The sequence below is a fragment of the Streptomyces sp. NPDC093546 genome (assembly GCF_044765045.1).
Lineage (GTDB): Bacteria > Actinomycetota > Actinomycetes > Streptomycetales > Streptomycetaceae > Streptomyces.
Genome location: NZ_JBIWJG010000004.1, coordinates 260,515 through 279,984, shown reverse-complemented (window position 1 = coordinate 279,984; position 19,470 = coordinate 260,515). Strand labels below are relative to the sequence as shown.

20 protein-coding genes and 1 riboswitch are annotated in these 19,470 nt (G+C 72.6%); of the genes, 11 read left to right on the top strand and 9 right to left on the bottom strand.

Translation table 11 applies throughout. The annotated features are described in order from the left end of the window. Positions 1-83 precede the first annotated feature (83 nt). The 3 genes from ACIRNI_RS10960 to ACIRNI_RS10950 all read right to left on the bottom strand — a co-directional run bounded on the left by ACIRNI_RS10960 (position 84) and on the right by ACIRNI_RS10950 (position 2,058). Complete coding sequence (locus tag ACIRNI_RS10960; RefSeq protein WP_355366937.1) at positions 84-476, bottom strand: DUF3040 domain-containing protein; 393 nt, start codon at positions 474-476, stop codon at positions 84-86. A 266-nt stretch (positions 477-742) separates the two neighbouring features. Next, positions 743-1,501, bottom strand: a complete 759-nt coding sequence (locus ACIRNI_RS10955; RefSeq protein WP_403550320.1) for a methyltransferase — start codon at positions 1,499-1,501, stop codon at positions 743-745. A 65-nt stretch (positions 1,502-1,566) separates the two neighbouring features. After that, on the bottom strand, positions 1,567-2,058 hold the full coding sequence (locus tag ACIRNI_RS10950; RefSeq protein WP_403550318.1) for an SAV_6107 family HEPN domain-containing protein: 492 nt from the start codon (positions 2,056-2,058) through the stop codon (positions 1,567-1,569). Between the two features lie 335 nt (positions 2,059-2,393). Between ACIRNI_RS10950 and ACIRNI_RS10945 the strand changes: the two genes are divergently transcribed. The 4 genes from ACIRNI_RS10945 to ACIRNI_RS10930 all read left to right on the top strand — a co-directional run bounded on the left by ACIRNI_RS10945 (position 2,394) and on the right by ACIRNI_RS10930 (position 7,675). Beyond that, positions 2,394-3,089 carry an ATP-binding cassette domain-containing protein gene (locus ACIRNI_RS10945; RefSeq protein WP_403550845.1) on the top strand — a complete coding sequence of 232 codons (696 nt, stop codon included), beginning with the start codon at positions 2,394-2,396 and terminating at the stop codon, positions 3,087-3,089. Further along, positions 3,061-5,148 (top strand): YhgE/Pip domain-containing protein, encoded by a 2,088-nt coding sequence (locus ACIRNI_RS10940; protein ID WP_356643448.1) that lies wholly within the window; start codon positions 3,061-3,063, stop codon positions 5,146-5,148. The genes ACIRNI_RS10945 and ACIRNI_RS10940 overlap by 29 nt, the downstream gene beginning before the upstream one ends. 23 nt (positions 5,149-5,171) lie before the next feature. Beyond that, positions 5,172-5,783, top strand: a complete 612-nt coding sequence (locus tag ACIRNI_RS10935) for a TetR/AcrR family transcriptional regulator (protein WP_403550315.1) — start codon at positions 5,172-5,174, stop codon at positions 5,781-5,783. Positions 5,784-6,157: 374 nt separating this feature from the next. Further along, positions 6,158-7,675 carry a phytoene desaturase family protein gene (locus ACIRNI_RS10930; RefSeq protein ID WP_403550313.1) on the top strand — a complete coding sequence of 506 codons (1,518 nt, stop codon included), beginning with the start codon at positions 6,158-6,160 and terminating at the stop codon, positions 7,673-7,675. Positions 7,676-7,684: 9 nt separating this feature from the next. Here ACIRNI_RS10930 and ACIRNI_RS10925 read toward each other — a convergent pair whose 3' ends face one another. From ACIRNI_RS10925 to ACIRNI_RS10905, 5 genes are all read right to left on the bottom strand, one after another. Next, complete coding sequence (locus ACIRNI_RS10925) at positions 7,685-8,542, bottom strand: hypothetical protein (protein WP_403550311.1); 858 nt, start codon at positions 8,540-8,542, stop codon at positions 7,685-7,687. A 51-nt stretch (positions 8,543-8,593) separates the two neighbouring features. Next, entirely contained in the window at positions 8,594-9,511 is a 918-nt protein-coding gene (gene metF / locus ACIRNI_RS10920) for a methylenetetrahydrofolate reductase [NAD(P)H] (protein WP_403550310.1), read from the bottom strand. Between the two features lie 120 nt (positions 9,512-9,631). Then, positions 9,632-10,282, bottom strand: a complete 651-nt coding sequence (gene thiE, locus ACIRNI_RS10915; RefSeq protein WP_403550308.1) for a thiamine phosphate synthase — start codon at positions 10,280-10,282, stop codon at positions 9,632-9,634. Positions 10,283-10,379: 97 nt separating this feature from the next. Next, positions 10,380-10,745: an Rv2175c family DNA-binding protein gene (locus ACIRNI_RS10910; protein WP_355366961.1), complete on the bottom strand. Its 366-nt coding sequence runs from the start codon at positions 10,743-10,745 to the stop codon at positions 10,380-10,382. 135 nt (positions 10,746-10,880) lie between these two features. Then, on the bottom strand, positions 10,881-12,101 hold the full coding sequence (locus ACIRNI_RS10905; protein ID WP_403550306.1) for an NAD(P)/FAD-dependent oxidoreductase: 1,221 nt from the start codon (positions 12,099-12,101) through the stop codon (positions 10,881-10,883). A 112-nt stretch (positions 12,102-12,213) separates the two neighbouring features. After that, a riboswitch (TPP riboswitch) is annotated at positions 12,214-12,326 on the top strand. Between ACIRNI_RS10905 and thiO the strand changes: the two genes are divergently transcribed. The 6 genes from thiO to ACIRNI_RS10875 all read left to right on the top strand — a co-directional run bounded on the left by thiO (position 12,324) and on the right by ACIRNI_RS10875 (position 18,116). Beyond that, positions 12,324-13,577 (top strand): glycine oxidase ThiO, encoded by a 1,254-nt coding sequence (gene thiO, locus ACIRNI_RS10900; RefSeq protein WP_403550304.1) that lies wholly within the window; start codon positions 12,324-12,326, stop codon positions 13,575-13,577. Its footprint overlaps the riboswitch before it by 3 nt. Next, positions 13,574-13,774 (top strand): sulfur carrier protein ThiS, encoded by a 201-nt coding sequence (thiS, locus tag ACIRNI_RS10895; RefSeq protein WP_355366970.1) that lies wholly within the window; start codon positions 13,574-13,576, stop codon positions 13,772-13,774. Before thiO ends, thiS begins: the two co-directional genes overlap by 4 nt. A gap of 3 nt (positions 13,775-13,777) precedes the next feature. Further along, the gene (locus ACIRNI_RS10890; RefSeq protein WP_403550302.1) at positions 13,778-14,572 is read left to right on the top strand and encodes a thiazole synthase; all 795 of its coding nucleotides are present in this window, start codon (positions 13,778-13,780) and stop codon (positions 14,570-14,572) included. A gap of 121 nt (positions 14,573-14,693) precedes the next feature. Then, a complete protein-coding gene (gene pknB / locus ACIRNI_RS10885; protein ID WP_403550300.1) occupies positions 14,694-16,622 on the top strand; it encodes a Stk1 family PASTA domain-containing Ser/Thr kinase in 1,929 nt (642 codons plus the stop codon). Positions 16,623-16,628: 6 nt separating this feature from the next. Beyond that, entirely contained in the window at positions 16,629-17,477 is an 849-nt protein-coding gene (locus tag ACIRNI_RS10880) for a deoxyribonuclease IV (RefSeq protein ID WP_355366979.1), read from the top strand. A gap of 81 nt (positions 17,478-17,558) precedes the next feature. Beyond that, positions 17,559-18,116 (top strand): DUF4396 domain-containing protein, encoded by a 558-nt coding sequence (locus ACIRNI_RS10875; protein ID WP_403550298.1) that lies wholly within the window; start codon positions 17,559-17,561, stop codon positions 18,114-18,116. A 29-nt stretch (positions 18,117-18,145) separates the two neighbouring features. On the opposite strand, the gene ACIRNI_RS10870 is transcribed toward ACIRNI_RS10875, so the two are convergent. Next, complete coding sequence (locus tag ACIRNI_RS10870) at positions 18,146-18,778, bottom strand: sulfite oxidase-like oxidoreductase (protein WP_403550296.1); 633 nt, start codon at positions 18,776-18,778, stop codon at positions 18,146-18,148. A 174-nt stretch (positions 18,779-18,952) separates the two neighbouring features. Here ACIRNI_RS10870 and bfr point away from each other — a divergent pair, with 174 nt between their 5' ends. Further along, positions 18,953-19,432, top strand: a complete 480-nt coding sequence (gene bfr, locus ACIRNI_RS10865) for a bacterioferritin (protein WP_403550294.1) — start codon at positions 18,953-18,955, stop codon at positions 19,430-19,432. The last annotated feature ends 38 nt before the right edge of the window (positions 19,433-19,470 follow it).

The window sequence follows — 19,470 nt, the reverse complement described above, 5'->3', positions numbered from 1 at the left end:
AACGGGTGAGGGGTGACCGCTGGGAAGCGGTCACCCCTCACCCGTGGAAGCAGTGTGTGGGACAAGTTGTGTCTGCTGCGCGCTCAGTGGCCCTGCTCGTCGCGGCGGCGCTGCCACCGCTCTTCGATCCGGTCCATCACCGAGCGGCGCTGCCGGGGCTGCCGGCCTGGGGCCGCGCTTCCTGGTGACTGCTGCTCGCCGGGCTTGGGCGCCTTGCGCCAACCGGTGACCGCCAGGACCGCACAGCCCAGCATGACGAGAAAACCCACCACGCTGATCCAGATTTGCTGGGCGACCATTCCGGCCATGAGGAGCGCGATACCCACCAGGAAGCCGGCGACCGCCTGGTAGACCCGTCGCCGGGTGTACGTACGCAGCCCGCTTCCCTCGAGCGCTGTCGCGAACTTGGGATCTTCGGCGTACAGCGCTCGCTCCATCTGCTCGAGCATTCGCTGCTCGTGCTCCGAGAGCGGCACGGAGTCCTCCTCGTCGTCGGTCGCGGGGGGCGACCGGTATGCGGCCCTTTCAGGATAGGCAGGGAATCGCCCCCGTGAAACCCGCCCTCAATCCCAAATCACCGATCGGGCCGCCATGCCGGTTCGGCTGGTGAGGCGTTGATTCCCCGTCCGCCGAACCGTCATGCCGGATGGTGTCCCTCGATCATACGGGGATCCGGCGGCGATCGGGGGGCCTGTGACGTACTCCGTCCGCCGCTGCCGCGCTGATCAGCCCGCTGCCCGCGTCAACCGCGCTTTTCGCCCAGCACGTGCAGCTGGGTGGCGACCGACTGGAAGGCGGGCAGTTCGGCGGCGGCCGCTTCCAGCCGGAGCAGTGCCTCCAGGGCGCCGGGCTCGGTGTCCACGAGCACGCCGGGGACCAGATCGGCGAAGACGCGCACGCCGTGTACGGCGCCGACCTCCACGCCGGAGGCCTCGACGGCCTCGGTGAGCTGGTCGACGGTGAAGCGGCGGGGCACCGGGTCACCCTCGCCCCAGCGGCCGGCCGGGTCGGTCAGCGCGTGGCGGGCCTCGGTGAAGTGGCCGGCGAGCGCGCGGGCCACGACGGCGCCGCCGAGGCCGGCGGCGAGGAGGCTCAGCGCACCGCCCGGGCGCAGGGCCTCGACCACGTGGCGCACGCCCTCCGCCGGATCGTCGACGTACTCCAGGACGCCGTGGCACAGCACGGCGTCGTAGCCGCCGCGCTGGACGACGTCGAACAGGCCGTGGATGTCGCCCTGGACGCCCTTGACCCGGTCGGCGACCCCGGCCTCGGCGGCGCGGCGCTCCAGCGCGAACAGAGCGTTGGGGCTGGGGTCGACGACGGTGACGCGGTGGCCGAGGCGGGCGACGGGCACGGCGAAGTTGCCGCTGCCGCCACCGGTGTCGAGGACGTCCAGGCTGTCCTTCCCGGCCGCCTTGACCCTGCGGTCAAGGGCGTCCTCGAGAACGTCCCACACCACGGCGGTACGAAGGGAGGCGCGGGGGCGCTGCGGGTCCGACACGGCAGTTGACTCCTCGGGAGGGTTGCGAACGCATCCCACCCTATGGCCTCACGTGCCGTCTCCGGTCACCCCCGGGCATCCTCCTCCCCCGGCTTGCCCGCCCGCGGGCGGGGCAGCGCGGGCGAGAGCACGAGCAGGCGCTCCACCAGGCGTATGAACACGGCGACGTCGCGGATCAGGTCGTCGGCGTCCCGGGCGGCGGCCGCGCCCGGTATCCCCGCTTCGGCGCGCGCCCGGCGGGCGGCTCCGGCGGCGAACAGGGCGCTCCACTCGGCCAGCTCGGGCGCGATCTCGGGCAGCACGTCCCAGGCGCTGCGGATCTGTTGCCGCTTGCGCGGGGTGGACTCGGGCCGCCCGCGCGCGGCGAGGACCGCGGCGGCGGTGCGCAGGGCGGCGAGGTGGGCCGTGGCGTACCGCTCGTTGGGGATGTCGAGGGAGCTCGCCTCGTCGAGTCCGGCCCGAGCCTTGGCGAGCAGGTCGAGGGCGGCGGGCGGTGCGGAGGAGCGCCGCGGCACGGGGTGGACGTCGCGCGCCGCCGCGTGGGAGCTGCCGGGCATGACGAACCTCCTGTCGTCGTGTGACGGCGCTGTGGCCGTATGTGTCCATCGTGCAGGCCACCACTGACAATCGCGCTGACCTGGGATTTTGCCTCGCGCGCACGTTCGGAGTAGTTTTTGCACTGACTGGTCAGTTCAAAAACTCTGGGGGAGGCTGCGTGGACAACGACGACGACCACGTCGACGACCGGGACACGAAGGACGAGGCCGAGGGCAAGGCCGAGGAAGCGGCCGAGGAAAAGGCCGCCGAGCCTGCCGAGGCCTCCGAGCCCGCCGAGGCCGTCGAGGCCCCCGAGCCCGCGCGCGGAGCGGCTCTCCTCGTCGAGGGCCTGGGGATGAAGGGTCCCCGGGGGTGGGTCTTCCGGGGGGTGTCCGTGAAGGCCGAGCCCGGTGCGCTCGTCACCATCGAGGGGCCCTCCGGCTCCGGCCGCACCTGCCTGCTGCTGGCCCTCACGGGCCGCATGCGCCCCACCGAGGGCCACGCCGAGGTCGGCGGCCTGCCCCTGCCCCGCAAGATGGCCGCCGTCCGCCGCGTCAGCGCGCTCGGGCACGTCCCGGGCGTCAGCGACCTCGACCCGGCGTTCACCGTCGCCGAGCACCTGCACGAGCGCGCCCTGCTCCAGCGCCGCTTCGGCACCTCGCCGCGCGCCCTGCTGCGCCGGCCCGCCGAGCGCGCCGCCGCCTCCCGCGCCCGCATCGAAGCGGCCCTGAAGGCCGCCGGACTGGACACGGCCGCGCTTCCCAAAGGTGAGCGCACCTCCGTACGGGACCTGGAGCGGCTGGAGGCCCTGCGCCTGTCCGTCGCCCTCGCCCTCATCGGCGAGCCGCGCCTGCTCGCCGTCGACGACACCGACCTCAAGCTCTCCGACGCCGCCCGCGCCGAGGCCTGGTCGATGCTGCGGTCGATAGCCGCCGGCGGCACCACCGTGCTCGCCGTGTGCAGCGAGGCGCCCGGGAACACGATCACCATCCGCACCACCGAGACCGAGGAGGGGGCGGCCGATGCGCTCGCCGAAACTGGCCGCGCTTGAGCTGAAGCGGTTCGGCAGGGGCAAGCTGCCGCGCGCCGCACTCGTCGCGATCCTGCTGCTGCCCCTGCTGTACGGCGCGCTGTACCTGTGGTCCTTCTGGGACCCGTACGGCAGGCTCGACAAGATCCCCGTGGCGCTCGTCAACGAGGACAAGGGCGCCACCGCCGACGGCAAGAAGCTCAACGCCGGCGACGAGATCACCAAGAACCTGCGCGACAGCAAGGTCTTCGACTGGCACGAGGTGAGCGACGCCGAGGCACGCGAGGGCGTGGAGGAGGGCACGTACTACCTGTCCCTGACCATGCCCCGGGACTTCAGCGAGCGGATCGCCTCCAGCTCCGGCGACTCGCCGGAGACGGGCGCCCTCCAGGTGCGTACGAACGACGCCAACAACTACATCGTCGGGCAGATCTCGCGGACGGTGTTCTCCGAGGTGCGCACCGCCGCCTCGACGAAGTCGTCCCGCTCCTTCCTGGACAAGATCTTCATCTCCTTCTCGGACATCCACGACGCCACGGAGAAGGCCGCCGAGGGCGCCGACCAGGTGAAGGACGGCGTCGGCAAGGCGAAGAAGGGCTCCGAGGACCTGTCCAAGGGGCTGACGGACGCCAAGGAGGGCAGCGGCAAGCTGGCCGGCGGCCTGAAGGAGCTCGACAAGGGCGCGGGCCGGGTGGAGAACGGCGCCCGGGAGGTGGCGCAGGGCACCCAGCAGCTGGCCGACAAGGTCAACGGCGTGGCCGCCGACGTCCGCCCGTACCTGAAGGACAACGGCAAGAAGATCGGCGACTCGGCCCGGCTGGTCTCGGACCTGTCGCAGGCCATGCGCCACAACCTCGACCTCATCGTGAAGACCGGCCCCACCGCGCGCGAGGGCGCCCACAAGGCGGCCGACGAGCTGGCGGCCATCCACAAGGAGCGCTGCGAGGACGCGCCGCTCCCCGACGCCCAGCTGTGCCCGGCCATGGAGCGCGCGAAGGTCTCCGCCGCCGATGTGGCGAAGATCGCCGACGACCTGCACGAGCTGTCGAAGGACGGCAACGGCGACCTGAAGAAGCTGGACGCGCAGCTGGTCGACCTCCAGAAGAAGGCCGACGCCCTCGCCAAGCGGGCACCGAACCTGGACAGCGACCTGGCGGACGCCGTCAAGAAGATCAACGAGCTCAACAAGGGCGCCCACGCGGTCGCCGAGGGCGCCGACAAGGTGCACTCCGGTGTGACGAGCGCCAAGACGGGCTCCAGCGATCTCGACACGGGCGTCGGCAAGCTCAAGAAGGGCGCCGGGGAGCTCAGCGGCGGCCTGTTCAAGCTCGCCGACGGCTCCACCGAGCTCGCCGCCGGCCTCAACGACGGCGTCGACAAGATCCCGGACTACGACAAGGAGGACCGGGACCGCCGCACCGAGGTGATGGCCGACCCGGTCAAGCTCGCCGCCCAGTCGCTGCACAAGGCGGACAACTACGGCACCGGCTTCGCCCCGTACTTCATCCCGCTCTCCCTCTGGGTGGGCGCCATGGTGGCGTACATGCTGATCCAGCCGCTCAACCGGCGCGCGCTCGCCGCCGGTGCCTCCGCCTGGCGGATCGCGCTGGCCGGCTGGCTGCCGGTCGCCGCCATCGGCCTCCTCCAGGTGGCCGCCCTGATGTCGGTACTCCACTGGGGGCTGGGTCTGAAGATGGCCCACGCCGCGCTGACGGTTGCCTTCCTGGCCCTGGTCACCTGCTGCTTCGCGGCGATCATCCAGTGGCTGAACGCCCGCTTCGGCGCGGCCGGCCGGATCCTGGTGCTGGCGCTGCTGATGCTCCAGCTGACCTCGGCCGGGGGCACGTACCCCGTTCAGACCAGCCCGGGCTTCTTCAACGCGATCCACCCCTTCCTGCCGATGAGTTACGTGGTCGAGGCGCTGCGCCGGCTCATCACGGGCGGCGGTCTGGGCCCGGTCTGGCAGGCCTGCGCGGTCCTGGCGGCCTTCACCCTGGGCGCGCTGGCGCTGACGGCCGTCTCCGCCCGTCGCAAGCAGGTGTGGAGCCTGGACCGGCTCCACCCGGAGCTGACCCTGTGACCGGTCCTGTGAGAATCGACGCCATGGACACCCAGAGCAGCAGACGGCAGGCCACGCGTACGAAGCTGTACGAGGCCGCCGTGACCCTCATCGCCGAGCAGGGGTTCTCGGCGACGACGGTGGACGAGATCGCGGAACGGGCCGGGGTGGCCAAGGGCACCGTCTACTACAACTTCAAGAGCAAGACGGAGCTCTTCGAGGAGCTGCTGCGGCACGGGGTCGGCCTGCTCACGGCCTCGCTGCGGGCCGCCGCCGACGAGACGGCGGCCCGTGGCGGGACGCGGGTCGAGGCGCTGGACGCGATGATCCACGCGGGTCTGGTCTTCATCGACCGCTACCCGTCCTTCACCCAGCTGTACGTGGCCGAACTGTGGCGCACCAACCGGGCCTGGCAGTCCACCCTCCTGGTGGTACGCCAGGAGGCGGTGGCCGTCGTCGAGGGGGTGCTGCGGGAGGCCGTGGCGGCCGGTGAGCTGAGCGAGGAGATCGACGTCTCGCTGACGGCGGCCGCGCTGGTCGGGATGGTGCTGGTGGCGGCGCTGGACTGGCAGGCGTTCCAGAGCGAGCGCTCCATCGACGACGTCCACGCGGCGCTGTCCCGGCTGCTGCACGGGCGCGTGAGCGGACGCGGATAGGACGGGGATAGGACTCGGACGGGACGCGGATAGCCGGTCCGGATGGGCTCGATCCCCCCGAGCCCGTCCGAACCGGCGTTTCCCCCGTTCCCCCGTGTCCCCCGCTCCCCCGTTCCCTTCCCCCGTGTCCCCCGTTTCCCCGTTCCCCCGTGCGTCCCCCCGCCTCCCCGTTCGTCAGGTGCGCGGGTGCCGTTCCGCCGCCCCGTGTCGGCGGTGCCGGACCCGCGCCCCTTCCGTGGTCTCCACTCTTCCGTCCCGGCAGTCCGGGGCCCATCCGCGTCCCTACTCATCTCGCCGCCTAGGTACGGGTACTCAGACCTCCGCGTTCCTGCCCAGACGCGGCGCTGTCAGTGGGGCCGGATATCGTCCCTGACATGGCACGGATTGCGGTGATCGGCGCCGGGATGGGCGCCATGGCGGCGGCGGCCCGGCTGGCTGTGGCGGGCCACCGGGTGACGGTGTACGAGCGAGCGGCGACGTACGGCGGCGGGGTGGGCAGGTTCGAGCGCGACGGCTTCGCCTTCGACACCGGCCCCGGTCTGCTGCACCTGCCCGCGGTGTACCGGGACCTGTTCGTCAAGACCGGCAAGGAGCCGCTGGAGCGGTGCGTCGAGATGGCCCAGGTGGACCCGGCCGTCCGGCACGTCTTCGCCGACGGCACGGCGGTCTCCCTGCCGAACGCGTCACGCGCCGGTGTCGTCTCGGCGCTGGACGCGGCGCTCGGTGCGGGGGTGGGCGAGCGGTGGGGCGACTTCCTCACCCGCGCGCGGGACGCCTGGGACCGCTCGCGCCGCCCGCTGCTGGAGGAGCCGTTGCCGGCCGACGTGTCGCCGCTGCGCCGCGACCCGTACCCGGCGCTGAAGACCGGCCTGCTGCGCCGGACGGCGACGACGCTCGCCGAGGTGGGCCGCCGGGAGCTGCGCGACCCCCGGCTGGCGGCGCTGCTGGAGAGCTACGCGCTCGCGTACGGCTTCGATCCGGCCACCGCGCCGGCGTCCGCCGCCGTCCTGCCCTACATGGAGCAGACCTTCGGCAGCTGGTACGTGACGGGCGGCATCCGGGCGCTGGCCGACGCCGTGTACGAGCGCTGCCGGGCCCGCGGGGTCGCGTTCGTCTTCGGCGCCGAGGTGACGGGGGTGGTGGCGGAGGGCGGCCGCGCCACGGGCCTGGAGCTGGCCGACGGGACCCTGGTGGACGCGGACCAGGTGGTGGCGGGCGCGCCCGTGCCCGCGCTGTACCGGGAGCAGGTGCTGGAGTGGGAGAGCCAGGACGAGTGGCCCCGCTACCAGGAAGCGCTGCGCACCGGGCGGGTGACCCTGTGCCTCGCTGTGCGCGGCGCGCGGCCCGCCGACGCCGTGCACCGGACGGTGGTGCACTCCACCGACCGTGCGGACGAGCTGGACGGCCTCGCGCACGCCCGGCTGTGCGACCGGCCGACGGTGACGGTGCTGCGCCCCGACGACGAGCGGCTGCGTCCGGACGGGGGCCACGAGGCGATCACGGTGACCGCGACCGTCCCCGCGGGCGGTGCCTGGTCGTCGGAGAACCTGTGGGGCGAGGGCCCGGGGGACGCGGCGGCGGGCGCCTTCGCCGACCGGATGCTGGAGGCGGCGGAGGCGGCCGTACCGGGGCTGCGAGAGCGGCTGCTGTGGCGGGAGGTGCGCACCCCGGCGGACACCTTCCGGGAGACGGGCGCGTACCAGGTGCCGGGCCCGGCGCTGGCGGGTGCGGGCGGCACGCTGCTCCCGGCGGCCAATCCGGCGCCGCTGCCGGGGCTCCACTTCGCCGGCGGCTGGGCGCACCCGGGCGGCGGCCTGGCGCACGCCGGGATGTCGGGCGCCCTGGTGGCGGGCCTGATCGTGGAGGGCGCCGCCTTCCGCGGGTCTCAGTAGCGGTAGGCCTCAGTAGCGGTACTGGGGGTCGTTCGGGTCGTAGCCGTAGGGGGACGGCTGCCCGGGCGGCGGCGGGGGGTACTGCCCCTCGGCGTCGCGCTGCTGCGGCACCCACACACCGCCGGGGGGCGTGTCGCCGCCGTACTGCCCGGCGAAGGGGTCGGCGTAGGGCTGCAGGCCGTCGTAGCCGTCGTACGCGCCGTACGGCTGGGTTCCGGGTGCGGGCCCGGCGGCGCTGGGGCCGATGTACGGGTCCGAGTAGGTGGCGTACTGCTGGTGGCCGGTGCCGTAGTCGTAGGACGCGGTGTACGTGTAGGCGTCCTGCTGGTCGTAGCCGGCCGGGGAGGGGCTCCCGAAGCCGGTGTCGTACGCGGCGGTGCGGTCGGCGGCCCCGTCCGGGTCGTCGGCCCGGTCGGCGCCGTAGCCGGTGGGGCCCGTGTAGACGCCGTACTGCCCGGTCTCGTCCGGGAGCGGCTGCGGCTCGTAGACGGCCGTGGTCTCGGCGGGCCCGGCCTCGGGCGCCGGTTCGGGCGTGTCGTACGCCAGGTCCGTGACCTCCAGCGTGGGCGCGGCGGCGCTTCCCCCGCCCCGGCGACGGCGGCTCGCGCCGGGGCGACCGCCGAGCGCCCAGCCCGTGGAGAAGCCGCGCCGGAAGGAGAGCGTGACGTACGTCTGGCCGACGGCGAACGCCAGCGCGCCCCCGATGATCACCGTGACGGAGGGCAGCAGGACGCCCAGCACCACGCCCAGGAAGCCGGCGAAGGCGAGCAGGCGCCACCGCAGCCGGGCCTTGTACTGCAGGAGCACTTCACCGAGCAGCCACAGCGCGACGATTCCGAACGCGATGTAGAGGACCGTCCAGCCCATGCCCGCCCCTCTCGTACGGCCGCCGCCCCGGGACGTGGCGGGTACGGCCGGTCAGGACTGCGTGTGCAGTCCGAGATTTTCGTAGATCTCGAGCGTCGCAGTGGAGTTGTTCAGCGTGATGAAGTGCAGCCCGGGGACACCCTCGGCCAGCAGACGAGCGCCGAACTCCGTTGCGAACTCGATGCCAATGGAGCGTACAGCGGCCGGATCGTCCTTGACGGCGAGGATGCGCTCTTTCAGGGCGGGCGGGAAGTGCGCATTGCTCAGCCGGGCGAATCGCTCGATCTGCTTGACGTTCGTCACCGGCATGATCTCCGGGATGATCGGCGTCTCGCAGCCCTTGGCCGTGACCCGGTCGCGGAGCCGCAGGTAGTCCTCCGGGTTGAAGAACATCTGGGTGATGGCGTAGTCGGCGCCCGCCCGGCACTTGTCCACGAAGTGGCGGATGTCCGTGTCCCAGTCGGTGGAGCGGGGGTGCATCTCCGGGAAGGCGGCGACGCCCACGCAGAAGTCGCCGGACTCCTTGATCAGCCGGACGAGGTCGGCGGCGTACCTGACGCCCTGCGGGTGCGGGACCCACTCGCCCATCGGGTCGCCGGGCGGGTCGCCCCGGACGGCGAGGATGTTGCGGATGTCGGCGTCGGCGTACTGGCCGATCATGTTGCGCAGCTCGGCGATGGTGTGGTCGACCGCGGTGAGGTGCGCGACGGGCGTGAGGGTGGTGTCGGCGGCGATCTGCTCGGTGGCCTTGACGGTCCCGGCACGGGTGGAGCCGCCGGCTCCGTAGGTCACGGAGACGAAGCTCGGCGCCACCGCCTCGACCCGGCGCAGCGCGTTCCAGAGGTTCCGCTCGCCCTTCTCGGTCTTGGGCGCCCAGAACTCGAAGGAGTACGTCGTCTTGCCGGTCGCGAGCAGATCGCGCACGGTGTGGGCGCGATCTGTCCTGGTTGAGGGTGTGCCAAGGGCCATACGGGCAGGTTAACGACGGCGGGTCCGTCACCCAACCGGAGCAGGTGAATTCGTCCGTTTTGCCGGGTTGTTGTCCACCCATCGGACAAATCGGGGCCCGCGCCCCCTCGGAGGACCGGTTCAGGCGGCCCGCTCGCGCACCCGCTTGGCCAGCGACGCCGCCGCGGCCGCCGGGTCGTCGGCCTCGGTGATCGCGCGTACGACGACGATCCTGCGCGCACCGGCGTCCAGGACCTGGTCCAGGTTGTCCGCGTCGATGCCGCCGATCGCGAACCAGGGCCGCCGCTGGTCCAGCGACGCGGCGTACCGGACGAGGTCCAGCCCCGGCGCGTACCGCCCGGGCTTGGTGGGCGTCGGCCAGCAGGGCCCGGTGCAGAAGTAGTCGACGCCGGGCTCGGCGACCGCCGCGTCGACCTCCGCCTCGCCGTGCGTGGAGCGGCCTATCAGCACCTGGTCGCCGAGGATCGCGCGCGCGGCCGGAACCGGCAGGTCACCCTGGCCCAGGTGCAGCACGTCGGAGCCGATGGCGTGCGCCACGTCGGCCCGGTCGTTCACCGCGAGCAGCTTGCCGTGGCGGCGGCAGGCGTCCGCGAACACCTCCAGGTGCTCCAGCTCCTCGCCGGCCTCCATGCCCTTGTCCCGCAGCTGGACGACGTCCACACCGGAGGCGAGCACGGCGTCGAGGAACTCGGGGAGGTCCCCCTGGCGCTTCCGGGCGTCCGTGCACAGGTACAGCCGGGCGTCGGACAGGAGCGCGCGTGCGGTGGCCATCAGAGGTTCCCCCCGTTGGTGCGGTGGTGCACGGACCGGCCGCGCGCGAGCGCGGGCCGGCCCGTACACCACCTGGTGTCGGTATTCGTTCGGTTCGTCAGACGGCGAGCGCCTGGGCTCGGCGCTTCACCTCCGTGCCGCGATTCTCGCTGAGCGCCTGCGCGGGCGTGCCCGGCAGGGACGGGTCGGGGGTGAAGAGCCACTCCAGCATCTCTTCGTCGGTGAAGCCGTCGTCCCGCAGCAGCGTCAGGGTCCCGGAGAGGCCCTTGAGGACCTTGCCGTCCTTGATGAAGGCGGCAGGGACCTGCAGCGTCCGGTTCTCACCGCGGCGCACGGCGATCAGCTGGCCCTCCTTGACCAGCTGCCGCACGCGCGTCACCTCGACATCCAGCATTTCCGCGATGTCGGGCAGGTGGAGCCAGGCGGGGACGAGAGCATCGATCTTTGCGTCAATCTCGGTCACGGGACAAGCGTGCCATCCCGGACTGACACGCGGTACCCGGGCTGGGCCGAGGGCGCGTCGCAAGCGCCACGGAGCCACGGAGCCACGGAGCCACGGAGCCACGGAGCCACGGAACCAGCGAGACACGACCTGCACCTACGCCAGAGCCGCGGCCTTCAGGGCTACGGACGGGTCGGCGACACGCTCCGCGTCGAGCGGTGTGCCCGCCTCGATCAGCTTGCGGCCCTGCGCGAGGTCCCGGGGGCGGCCGACCGCCAGCAGGGCGACCAGGACGTTCTCCCGCAGCCACGCCACGGACCAGGAGGCACCGGCCGGATCGCCGCGCCACACCATCGCGTCGGCGGCCCCGTGGTGGCCCGCGTACTGCACGAAGCGGCCGAACTGCTCGGACCAGAAGTACGGCACCGGGTCGTACGGGTGCGGCGCCTCGCCCACGATCCCGGCCGCGACCGTGCGCGGCCCCTGGAGGGCGTTGTCCCAGTGGTGGACCAGCAGCCGCTCGCCATAGCGGGCGGAGGGGAAGGAGGCGCAGTCGCCGACGGCGTACACATCGGGCACGGAGGTGCGCAGGTGGTCGTCCGCGAGGACGGCGCCGGCGGTGCCGAGGGCGATGCCGGAGCCGGTCAGCCAGTCGGTGGCGGGCCGGGCGCCGATCCCGACGACCACCGCCCCGGCGGGCAGGATCCGGCCGTCCTCCAGGGCCACCTCGCCCGGTTCGACGTGCCCCACGCGCGCGTCGGTCAGGAGTTTGGCGCCGGCCTCCTCGTACCAGTCGGCCATCGGAGCGGCGACCTCGGCCGGCAGGGCGCCCGCCAGCGGCCGTTCCGCGGCCTCCACGACCGTCACCGCGCAGCCCGCCCCGAGGGCGGCCGTGGTGAACTCGGCGCCGATCCAGCCGGCGCCGACGACCACGATGTCGTGCTGCTCGGCGAGGACGGGGCGCAGCCGCTCGGCGTCGTCGAGGGTGCGCAGCAGATGGACGCCGGGGACGCCCTCGGAGCCGGGCAGCGCCAGGGGCACGGCGCCGGTCGCGACGACCAGCACGTCGTAGGGAACGGGTCCCTCCTCCGTGTCGATCTCGTGCGCGAGGGGGCGTACGCCGGTCACGGACAGGCCCAGGCGCAGGTCGATGGAGAGGGCCTCGAAGTCGACCTCGAAGGCGGAGCCCTCCGCCGTGCCGAGCAGCACCGCCTTGGACAGCGGCGGGCGGTCGTACGGCTGGTGCGGCTCGGCGCCGATCAGCAGCACCGGCCCCGTGAAGCCCTGTTCGCGCAGGGCCACCGCGGTCTGTACGCCGGCTATTCCGGCTCCGACGATGACGACGCGCCGCTCGGCCGCGGGCCGCTCTGTATGCATCTCTGTATGCATCCGCTCGCTCACGCGATCACCATACGTAGGTGACGCGTTGTCGGGCCAGAGTGAAGACACCCTTACTGCCCGTTGAGCGGTCGGGTTAGGCTGGCCGCCGTAGAGCACTCGCGGGAGCCCGGACGCACCGGGCTGAGAGGGAGGCTGGACGGCCTCCGACCGTACGAACCTGATCCGGGTCATGCCGGCGAAGGGAGGGGCTGGACGCCCATGCATCCACGTGGATCGACACGTACGGAATCGACACGTACAGGCTCGGCCGTCTCGGATGTCCTCGTCATCGGGGGCGGGATCATCGGCCTGGTCACGGCCTGGCGGGCGGCGCGGCGGGGGCTGTGCACCGCCGTCGTCGACCCCGAGCCGGGCGGCGGGGCCGCCCAGGTCGCGGCGGGCATGCTCGCCGCGGTCACCGAGCTCCACTACGGCGAGGAGACGCTCCTCGCCCTCAACCTCGCGTCGGCGCGCCGCTACCCGGACTTCGTCGCCGAACTCCGGGAGGCGTCGGGCGGCCTCGACGTCGGCTACCGCGCGTGCGGCACGCTGGCCGTCGCGCTGGACGCCGACGACCGCGCCCATCTGCGCGAGCTGCACGCGCTGCAGAGCCGCTGCGGCCTGGAGTCCGAGTGGCTCAACGGCCGCGAGTGCCGCCGCCTGGAGCCCATGCTGGCGCCCGGCGTGCGCGGCGGGCTGCGGGTGGACGGCGACCACCAGGTCGATCCGCGGCGGCTCGCGGCGGCCCTGGTCGCCGCGTGCGAGCGGGCCGGGGTGGTCTTCCACCGCGGCTGGGCGGAGCGGCTGACGGTGGTACGGGAGCGGGCGGCCGGGGCGGCCTTGCAGGACGGCACGGAACTCGCCGCCGATCAGGTGGTGCTGGCCGCGGGGAGCCTCAGCGGCCGGCTCGGCGGCGTACCGGACGATGTGCTTCCGCCGGTACGGCCCGTCAAGGGGCAGGTGCTGCGCCTGACGGTGCCGCGCGCGTACGCGCCGTTCCTCTCCCGCACGGTACGGGCGGTTGTGCGCGGCAGCCATGTCTACCTGGTGCCGCGCGAGAACGGCGAGCTCGTCGTAGGCGCCACGAGCGAGGAGCTCGGCTGGGACACCACGGTCACCGCGGGCGGGGTCTACGAGCTGCTGCGCGACGCGCACGAGCTGGTGCCGGGCATCACCGAGCTGCCGCTGGCCGAGACCCGCGCGGGGCTGCGCCCGGGCTCCCCCGACAACGCGCCGCTGCTGGGCCCGAGCGCCCTGCCGGGCCTGCACCTGGCGACCGGGCACTACCGCAACGGGGTGCTGCTGACGCCCGTCACGGGGGACGTGATGGCCGAGGTGCTGGTGAGCGGTGAGCTGCCGGAACAGGCGCGTCCGTTCGCCCCGGACCGCTTCTCCACGACCGCCTCCTCCCCCGCTTCTGCCCCCTCTTCCGTCTCTTCCGTCTCTTCCGTCTCTCCGGTTGGAGTGTCATGAACGTCTCCGTGAACGGCGAGGCCCGCGAGCTCGCCGCCCCGACCACGCTCGACGCGCTGGTCGCCACCCTCACCACAGCGCCGTCCGGTGTCGCCGCCGCCGTCAACGAGACCGTCGTCCCGCGCAGCCAGTGGGCCGGGACGCTGCTCGGCGACGGCGACCGCGTCGAGGTCCTGACCGCGGTCCAGGGGGGCTGAACCATGGCGGACGACCGTCTCACCATCGCCGGGACCGCCTTCGACTCCCGGCTGATCATGGGTACGGGCGGGGCGCCCAGCCTCGACGTACTGGAACGCGCCCTCGCCGCCAGCGGCACCGAGCTGACGACCGTGGCCATGCGCCGGCTCGACCCGACCGTCCGGGGCTCGGTCCTGTCCGTCCTCGACAAGCTGGGCATCCGTGTCCTGCCGAACACCGCGGGCTGCTTCACCGCGGGCGAGGCGGTCCTGACGGCCCGGCTCGCGCGGGAGGCGCTCGGCACGGACTGGATCAAGCTGGAGGTGGTGGCCGACGAGCGGACGCTGCTGCCCGACCCCGTCGAACTGCTCGACGCGGCCGAGACGCTGGTCGACGACGGCTTCACGGTCCTGCCGTACACCAACGACGACCCGGTGCTCGCGCGCAGGCTGGAGGACGTCGGCTGTGCGGCGATCATGCCGCTCGGCTCGCCGATCGGCTCGGGGCTCGGCATCCGCAACCCGCACAACTTCCAGCTGATCGTGGAGCACGCGCGCGTGCCGGTGATCCTGGACGCGGGCGCCGGTACGGCGTCGGACGCGGCGCTCGCCATGGAGCTGGGGTGCGCGGCGGTGATGCTGGCGTCGGCGGTGACGCGGGCGCAGGAGCCGGTGCTGATGGCCGAGGCGATGCGCCACGCGGTCGAGGCGGGCCGCCTCGCGTACCGCGCCGGGAGGATCCCGCGCCGGCACTTCGCGGAGGCGTCGTCCCCGCGGGAGGGGCGCGCGGTCCTGGACCCGGAGCGGCCGGCGTTCTGACCTGCGCGTGTGACACCGCCGGGCCCGTGGGCCGTCGGCGGTGTCACAGCTCGGCTGCAGTCGCGCCGGGGGTCCGTACGGGGCGGCGGGGGTGTCGGTGCGGGCTCGTAGACTCGGGCGGGTGGATACGACCCTGCACGACCCGCTCGTGGGCCAGCTGCTCGACGGCCGCTACCGAGTCGAGGCGCGCATCGCCGTCGGGGGCATGGCCACGGTGTACCGGGCCCTGGACACCCGGCTCGACCGGGTGCTCGCGCTCAAGGTGATGCACCCCGCCCTCGCGACGGACGCGACCTTCGTCGAGCGCTTCATCCGCGAGGCCAAGTCCGTGGCGCGGCTCTCGCACCCGAATGTGGTGGGGGTCTTCGACCAGGGCGCCGACGGGGCCTACGTGTACCTCGCCATGGAGTACGTCGCGGGCTGCACCCTCCGCGACGTGCTGCGCGAGCGCGGCGCACTGCGCCCGCGGGCCGCGCTCGACATCCTGGAGCCGGTGCTCGCCGCGCTGGGCGCCGCCCACCGGGCGGGCTTCGTCCACCGGGACATGAAGCCGGAGAACGTCCTGATCGGGGACGACGGCCGGGTCAAGGTCGCCGACTTCGGGCTCGTACGGGCCGTCGGCGCCGCCACCAACACCACCGGATCGGTGCTCGGCACCGTGTCGTACCTGGCGCCGGAGCAGATCGAGGACGGCGCCGCCGACACCCGTACCGATGTGTACGCGTGCGGTGTGGTCCTGTACGAGATGCTGACCGGCGCCAAGCCGCACTCCGGCGACACGCCCGCCCAGGTCCTCTACCAGCACCTGAACGCCGACGTGCCGGCCCCGTCCGCCGCCGTGCCGGGGCTCGCGGTGGAGCTGGACGAGCTGGTGGCGCTGGCCACGGCCCGCAACCCCGAGGCCCGCCCGTACGACGCCGTGGCGCTCCTCGCGCACGCCCGCGAGGCCCGGGCCGCGCTCGGCGACGAGCAGCTGGATCTGGACCCGCCGCAGACGCACACGCCGGCAGGCGCCGGGAACGGCGGCGACGGCGGTCCGGAGGACGTCACCAGCGTGATCGCGCGTCCGCTGCCCGAACCACAGGAGCCGGTCCAGCACACCAGCCGCCTGGAGGTGCCGCCGCCGGCCCCGCGGCCCGAGCGGCCGGCGGCGGTGCGCACCCCCCGGCGCGGGATGATCGCCGCCCTCGTGGCCGTCCTCCTCGTCCTGGGTGTCGGCGCGGGCGTCTGGTACATCAACTCGGGGCAGTTCACCCGCGTCCCGACGCTCCTGGGCCAGACCCAGGCGCAGGCGGAGCAGCGGCTGACGGACGCCGGCCTCGACGTGAAGGGCGTCAAGCGGGTCTACAGCAGCGCCTACGAGCGGGGCACGGTCATGGCCAGCGACCCCGCCCCGGGCGAGCGGATCCGCGACAACGGCTCCGTGACGCTCACCATCTCCCGCGGCCCCGAGATCGTGAAGGTCCCCGGCCTCGAGGGCAAGCCGCTCGCCGAAGCGAAGCGCGAGTTGACCAAGGCCGGTCTCGCGCCCGGCGTGGTCACCAAGGCATTCAGCCGGGAGATCGAGCAGGGCGCGGTGATCAGCACCGACCCGGCACCCGGCACGAAGCGCAACCCCGACTCCGCCGTCGCCCTCGTGGTCAGCCGGGGCGCCCCGGTCGACGTTCCGGACGTCACCGGCGACCCGGTCCGGGATGCCACCCGTACGCTGGAGGCGGCCGGGTTCGCCGTGAAGGTCGCCCCCGAACGGGTGCACTCGGCCCAGGACGCGGGCGCCGTCGCCAGCCAGTCCCCCGCCGACGGCCGCCAGGCCGCCAAGGGCGACACGGTCACGCTCACCGTCTCCAAGGGCCCCCGCATGATCGCCGTGCCCGACGTCACGGGCGACAGCGTCGACGACGCACGGCGCGAGCTGGAGGCCGCCGGTTTCCGGGTGGAGGTCGAGAAGGCCTTCCCCTTCCTGAGCGACACCGTGAGCGGCCAGTCGGTGCCGGGCGGCGAGAAGGCGCCCGAGGGCAGCACCATCACCATCAAGACCAAGGGAATCTGAGCACCCATGCGCAACCCCGTCGGCGGCCATGTCCCCGTGGCCGGCGGCCTCGCCAAGACCGGCCTGTCGTACGCCCGCGAGCTCGGCGCCGAGACCGTCCAGGTCTTCGTCGCCAACCCCCGCGGCTGGGCGACCCCCGCCGGGAACCCGGCGCAGGACGAGCTGTTCCGCGCCGAGTGCGCCGCCGAGGGGATACCGGCGTACGTCCACGCGCCGTACCTGATCAACTTCGGCTCCCACACCGAGGCGACCGTCGAGTACTCGGTGGCATCGCTCCGCCACTCGCTGCGCCGCGCCCGGCAGATCGGCGCGCTGGGCGTGGTGGTGCACACCGGTTCGGCGACCGGGGGCCGCCCCCGCGAGGAGGCCCTCGCGCAGGTGCGCACGCACATGCTGCCGCTGCTCGACGAGCTGACGCACGACGACGACCCGTTCCTGCTGCTGGAGTCGACGGCCGGGCAAGGTGCCTCGCTCTGCTCCCGGACGTGGGACTTCGGCCCGTACTTCGAGGCGCTCGACGCCCACCCCAAGCTGGGCATCTGCCTCGACACCTGCCACATCTTCGCGGCCGGGCACGACCTCACCGGCGAGCACGGCATGCGGCAGACGCTCGACCTGCTGGTCGAGACGGTCGGGGAAGGACGGCTGAAGCTGATCCACGCCAACGACTCCAAGGACGTGGTGGGCGCCCACAAGGACCGCCACGCGAACATCGGCGCCGGCCACATCGGCGAGGAGCCGTTCCGTGAGCTGATGCGCCACCCGGCGACCGAGGGTGTGCCCCTGATCATCGAGACACCCGGCGGGAAGGAGGGCCACGCGGCGGATGTGGAGCGGCTGAAGAAGCTCCGATGACATGACCCCTTGAGGGAATACCCCCGGGGGGTATACGGTTCTTGCTGTCGGCAGGAACCGCTACCGGACGTTGGGGATCTCATGCGACACGACAGCCACGCGGAGCACAGCGAGCACGCGCACCACGAGAACCACGAGCAGCCCGCGAACCACGAGCAGCACCAGCATCACGAGCACCACCAGCACCACACGGGCGGCGGCAAGGTCAGCTGGTCCATGGCGGCCCAGGCCACGCTCCACTGCCTCACCGGATGCGCCATCGGCGAGGTCCTGGGCATGGTCATCGGCACCGCCCTCGGCTGGGACAACCTCCCCACCATGGCTCTGGCGATCGTCCTCGCCTTCACCTTCGGCTACGCGCTCACCCTGCGCGGCATCCTCAAGGCGGGCGTCGACTTCAAGACCGCCTTCAAGGTCGCCCTCGCCGCCGACACGCTCTCCATCGCCGTCATGGAGATCATCGACAACGGCGTGCTCGCCCTCTGGCCCGGCGCCATGGACGCCCACCTGACGGACGCGTTCTTCTGGGGAGTGCTCGCCTTCGCCCTCTTCGCCGCCTTCGTCATCACCACACCGGTCAACAAGTGGATGATCGGCCGCGGCAAGGGCCACGCCGTGGTGCACCAGTACCACCACTGACCAGCGCGGCCGCCTACCCGGGAGGGGTATTACAGCTCCGGGCCGTCCCCCGGCTCCTCCTGGTACGAGTACCGCTGCTCCCGCCACGGGTCGCCGATGTTGTGATAGCCGCGCTCTTCCCAGAAGCCGCGGCGATCGGCGGTCATGTACTCCACGCCCCGGACCCATTTGGGCCCCTTCCAGGCGTACAGATGCGGCACGATCAGCCGCAGGGGGAAGCCGTGCTCGGCGGTGAGGAGCTCACCGTCCTTGTGGGTGGCGAAAATCGAGCGGTCCGATGCGAAGTCCGAGAGCCGCATGTTGGCGCTGAAGCCGTACTCCGCCCACACCATCACATGACTGACACCGGCGGCCGGCGGAGCCAACTCCAGGATCGTACGGGCGGGGACGCCACCCCATTCGGCCCCCAGCATGCTGAATTTCGTCACGCAGTGCAGGTCGGCCACGACCGTGGAGAACGGCAGGGCCGAGAACTCCTCATGGGTCCAGCTGCGCTTCTCGCCGTCCGCCGTGGCGCCGAAGACCTGGAACTCCCAGCGGTCCGGCTTGAACTTGGGGACGGGGCCGTAATGGGTGACCGGCCAGCCGCGCTGCAGTCGCTGGCCCGGCGGAAGCTCGGACTCCCCTGCCTCCCGGTGTTCCTCGCTCCCTGGGTGACCCATGCCTCAATGGTGACAGACCGGGAGGGGTGGTCATGACCAGGGACGGGACGGTACAGGGCCGGATTCGGGCAACTCCCACTAAGCCTGTACTTACTGGACGACCTCCCTCGGCGATGCGAGGATGCGCGGCATCGGCACGTGCCCCCGATCACACGCGCGGAAGGAGCCTTTGCGATGCAGGGCGACCCCGAGGTCATCGAATTCCTCAACGAGCAGCTGACGGCCGAGCTGACGGCGATCAACCAGTACTTCCTGCACGCGAAGATGCAGGAGAACAACGGGTGGAAGAAGCTCGCGAAGTACACCCGTGCGGAGTCGTTCGACGAGATGAAGCACGCCGAGGTGCTCACCGACCGGATCCTCTTCCTGGACGGCCTCCCGAACTACCAGCGGCTCTTCCACGTCCGCGTGGGCCAGACCGTCACGGAGATGTTCCAGGCGGACCGCCAGGTCGAAGTGGAGGCGATCGACCGGCTCAAGCGCGGCATCGAGGTCATGCGCACCAAGGGCGACATCACGTCGGCGAACATCTTCGAGTCGATCCTCGCGGACGAGGAGCACCACATCGACTATCTCGACACCCAGCTGGACCTGATCGACAAGCTCGGAGAGGCGCTGTACATCGCCCAGCTGATCGAGCAGCCGGACAGCTAGGCGCGGGACGGCCAGGCGTCCGGGCGTCCGACCCGACT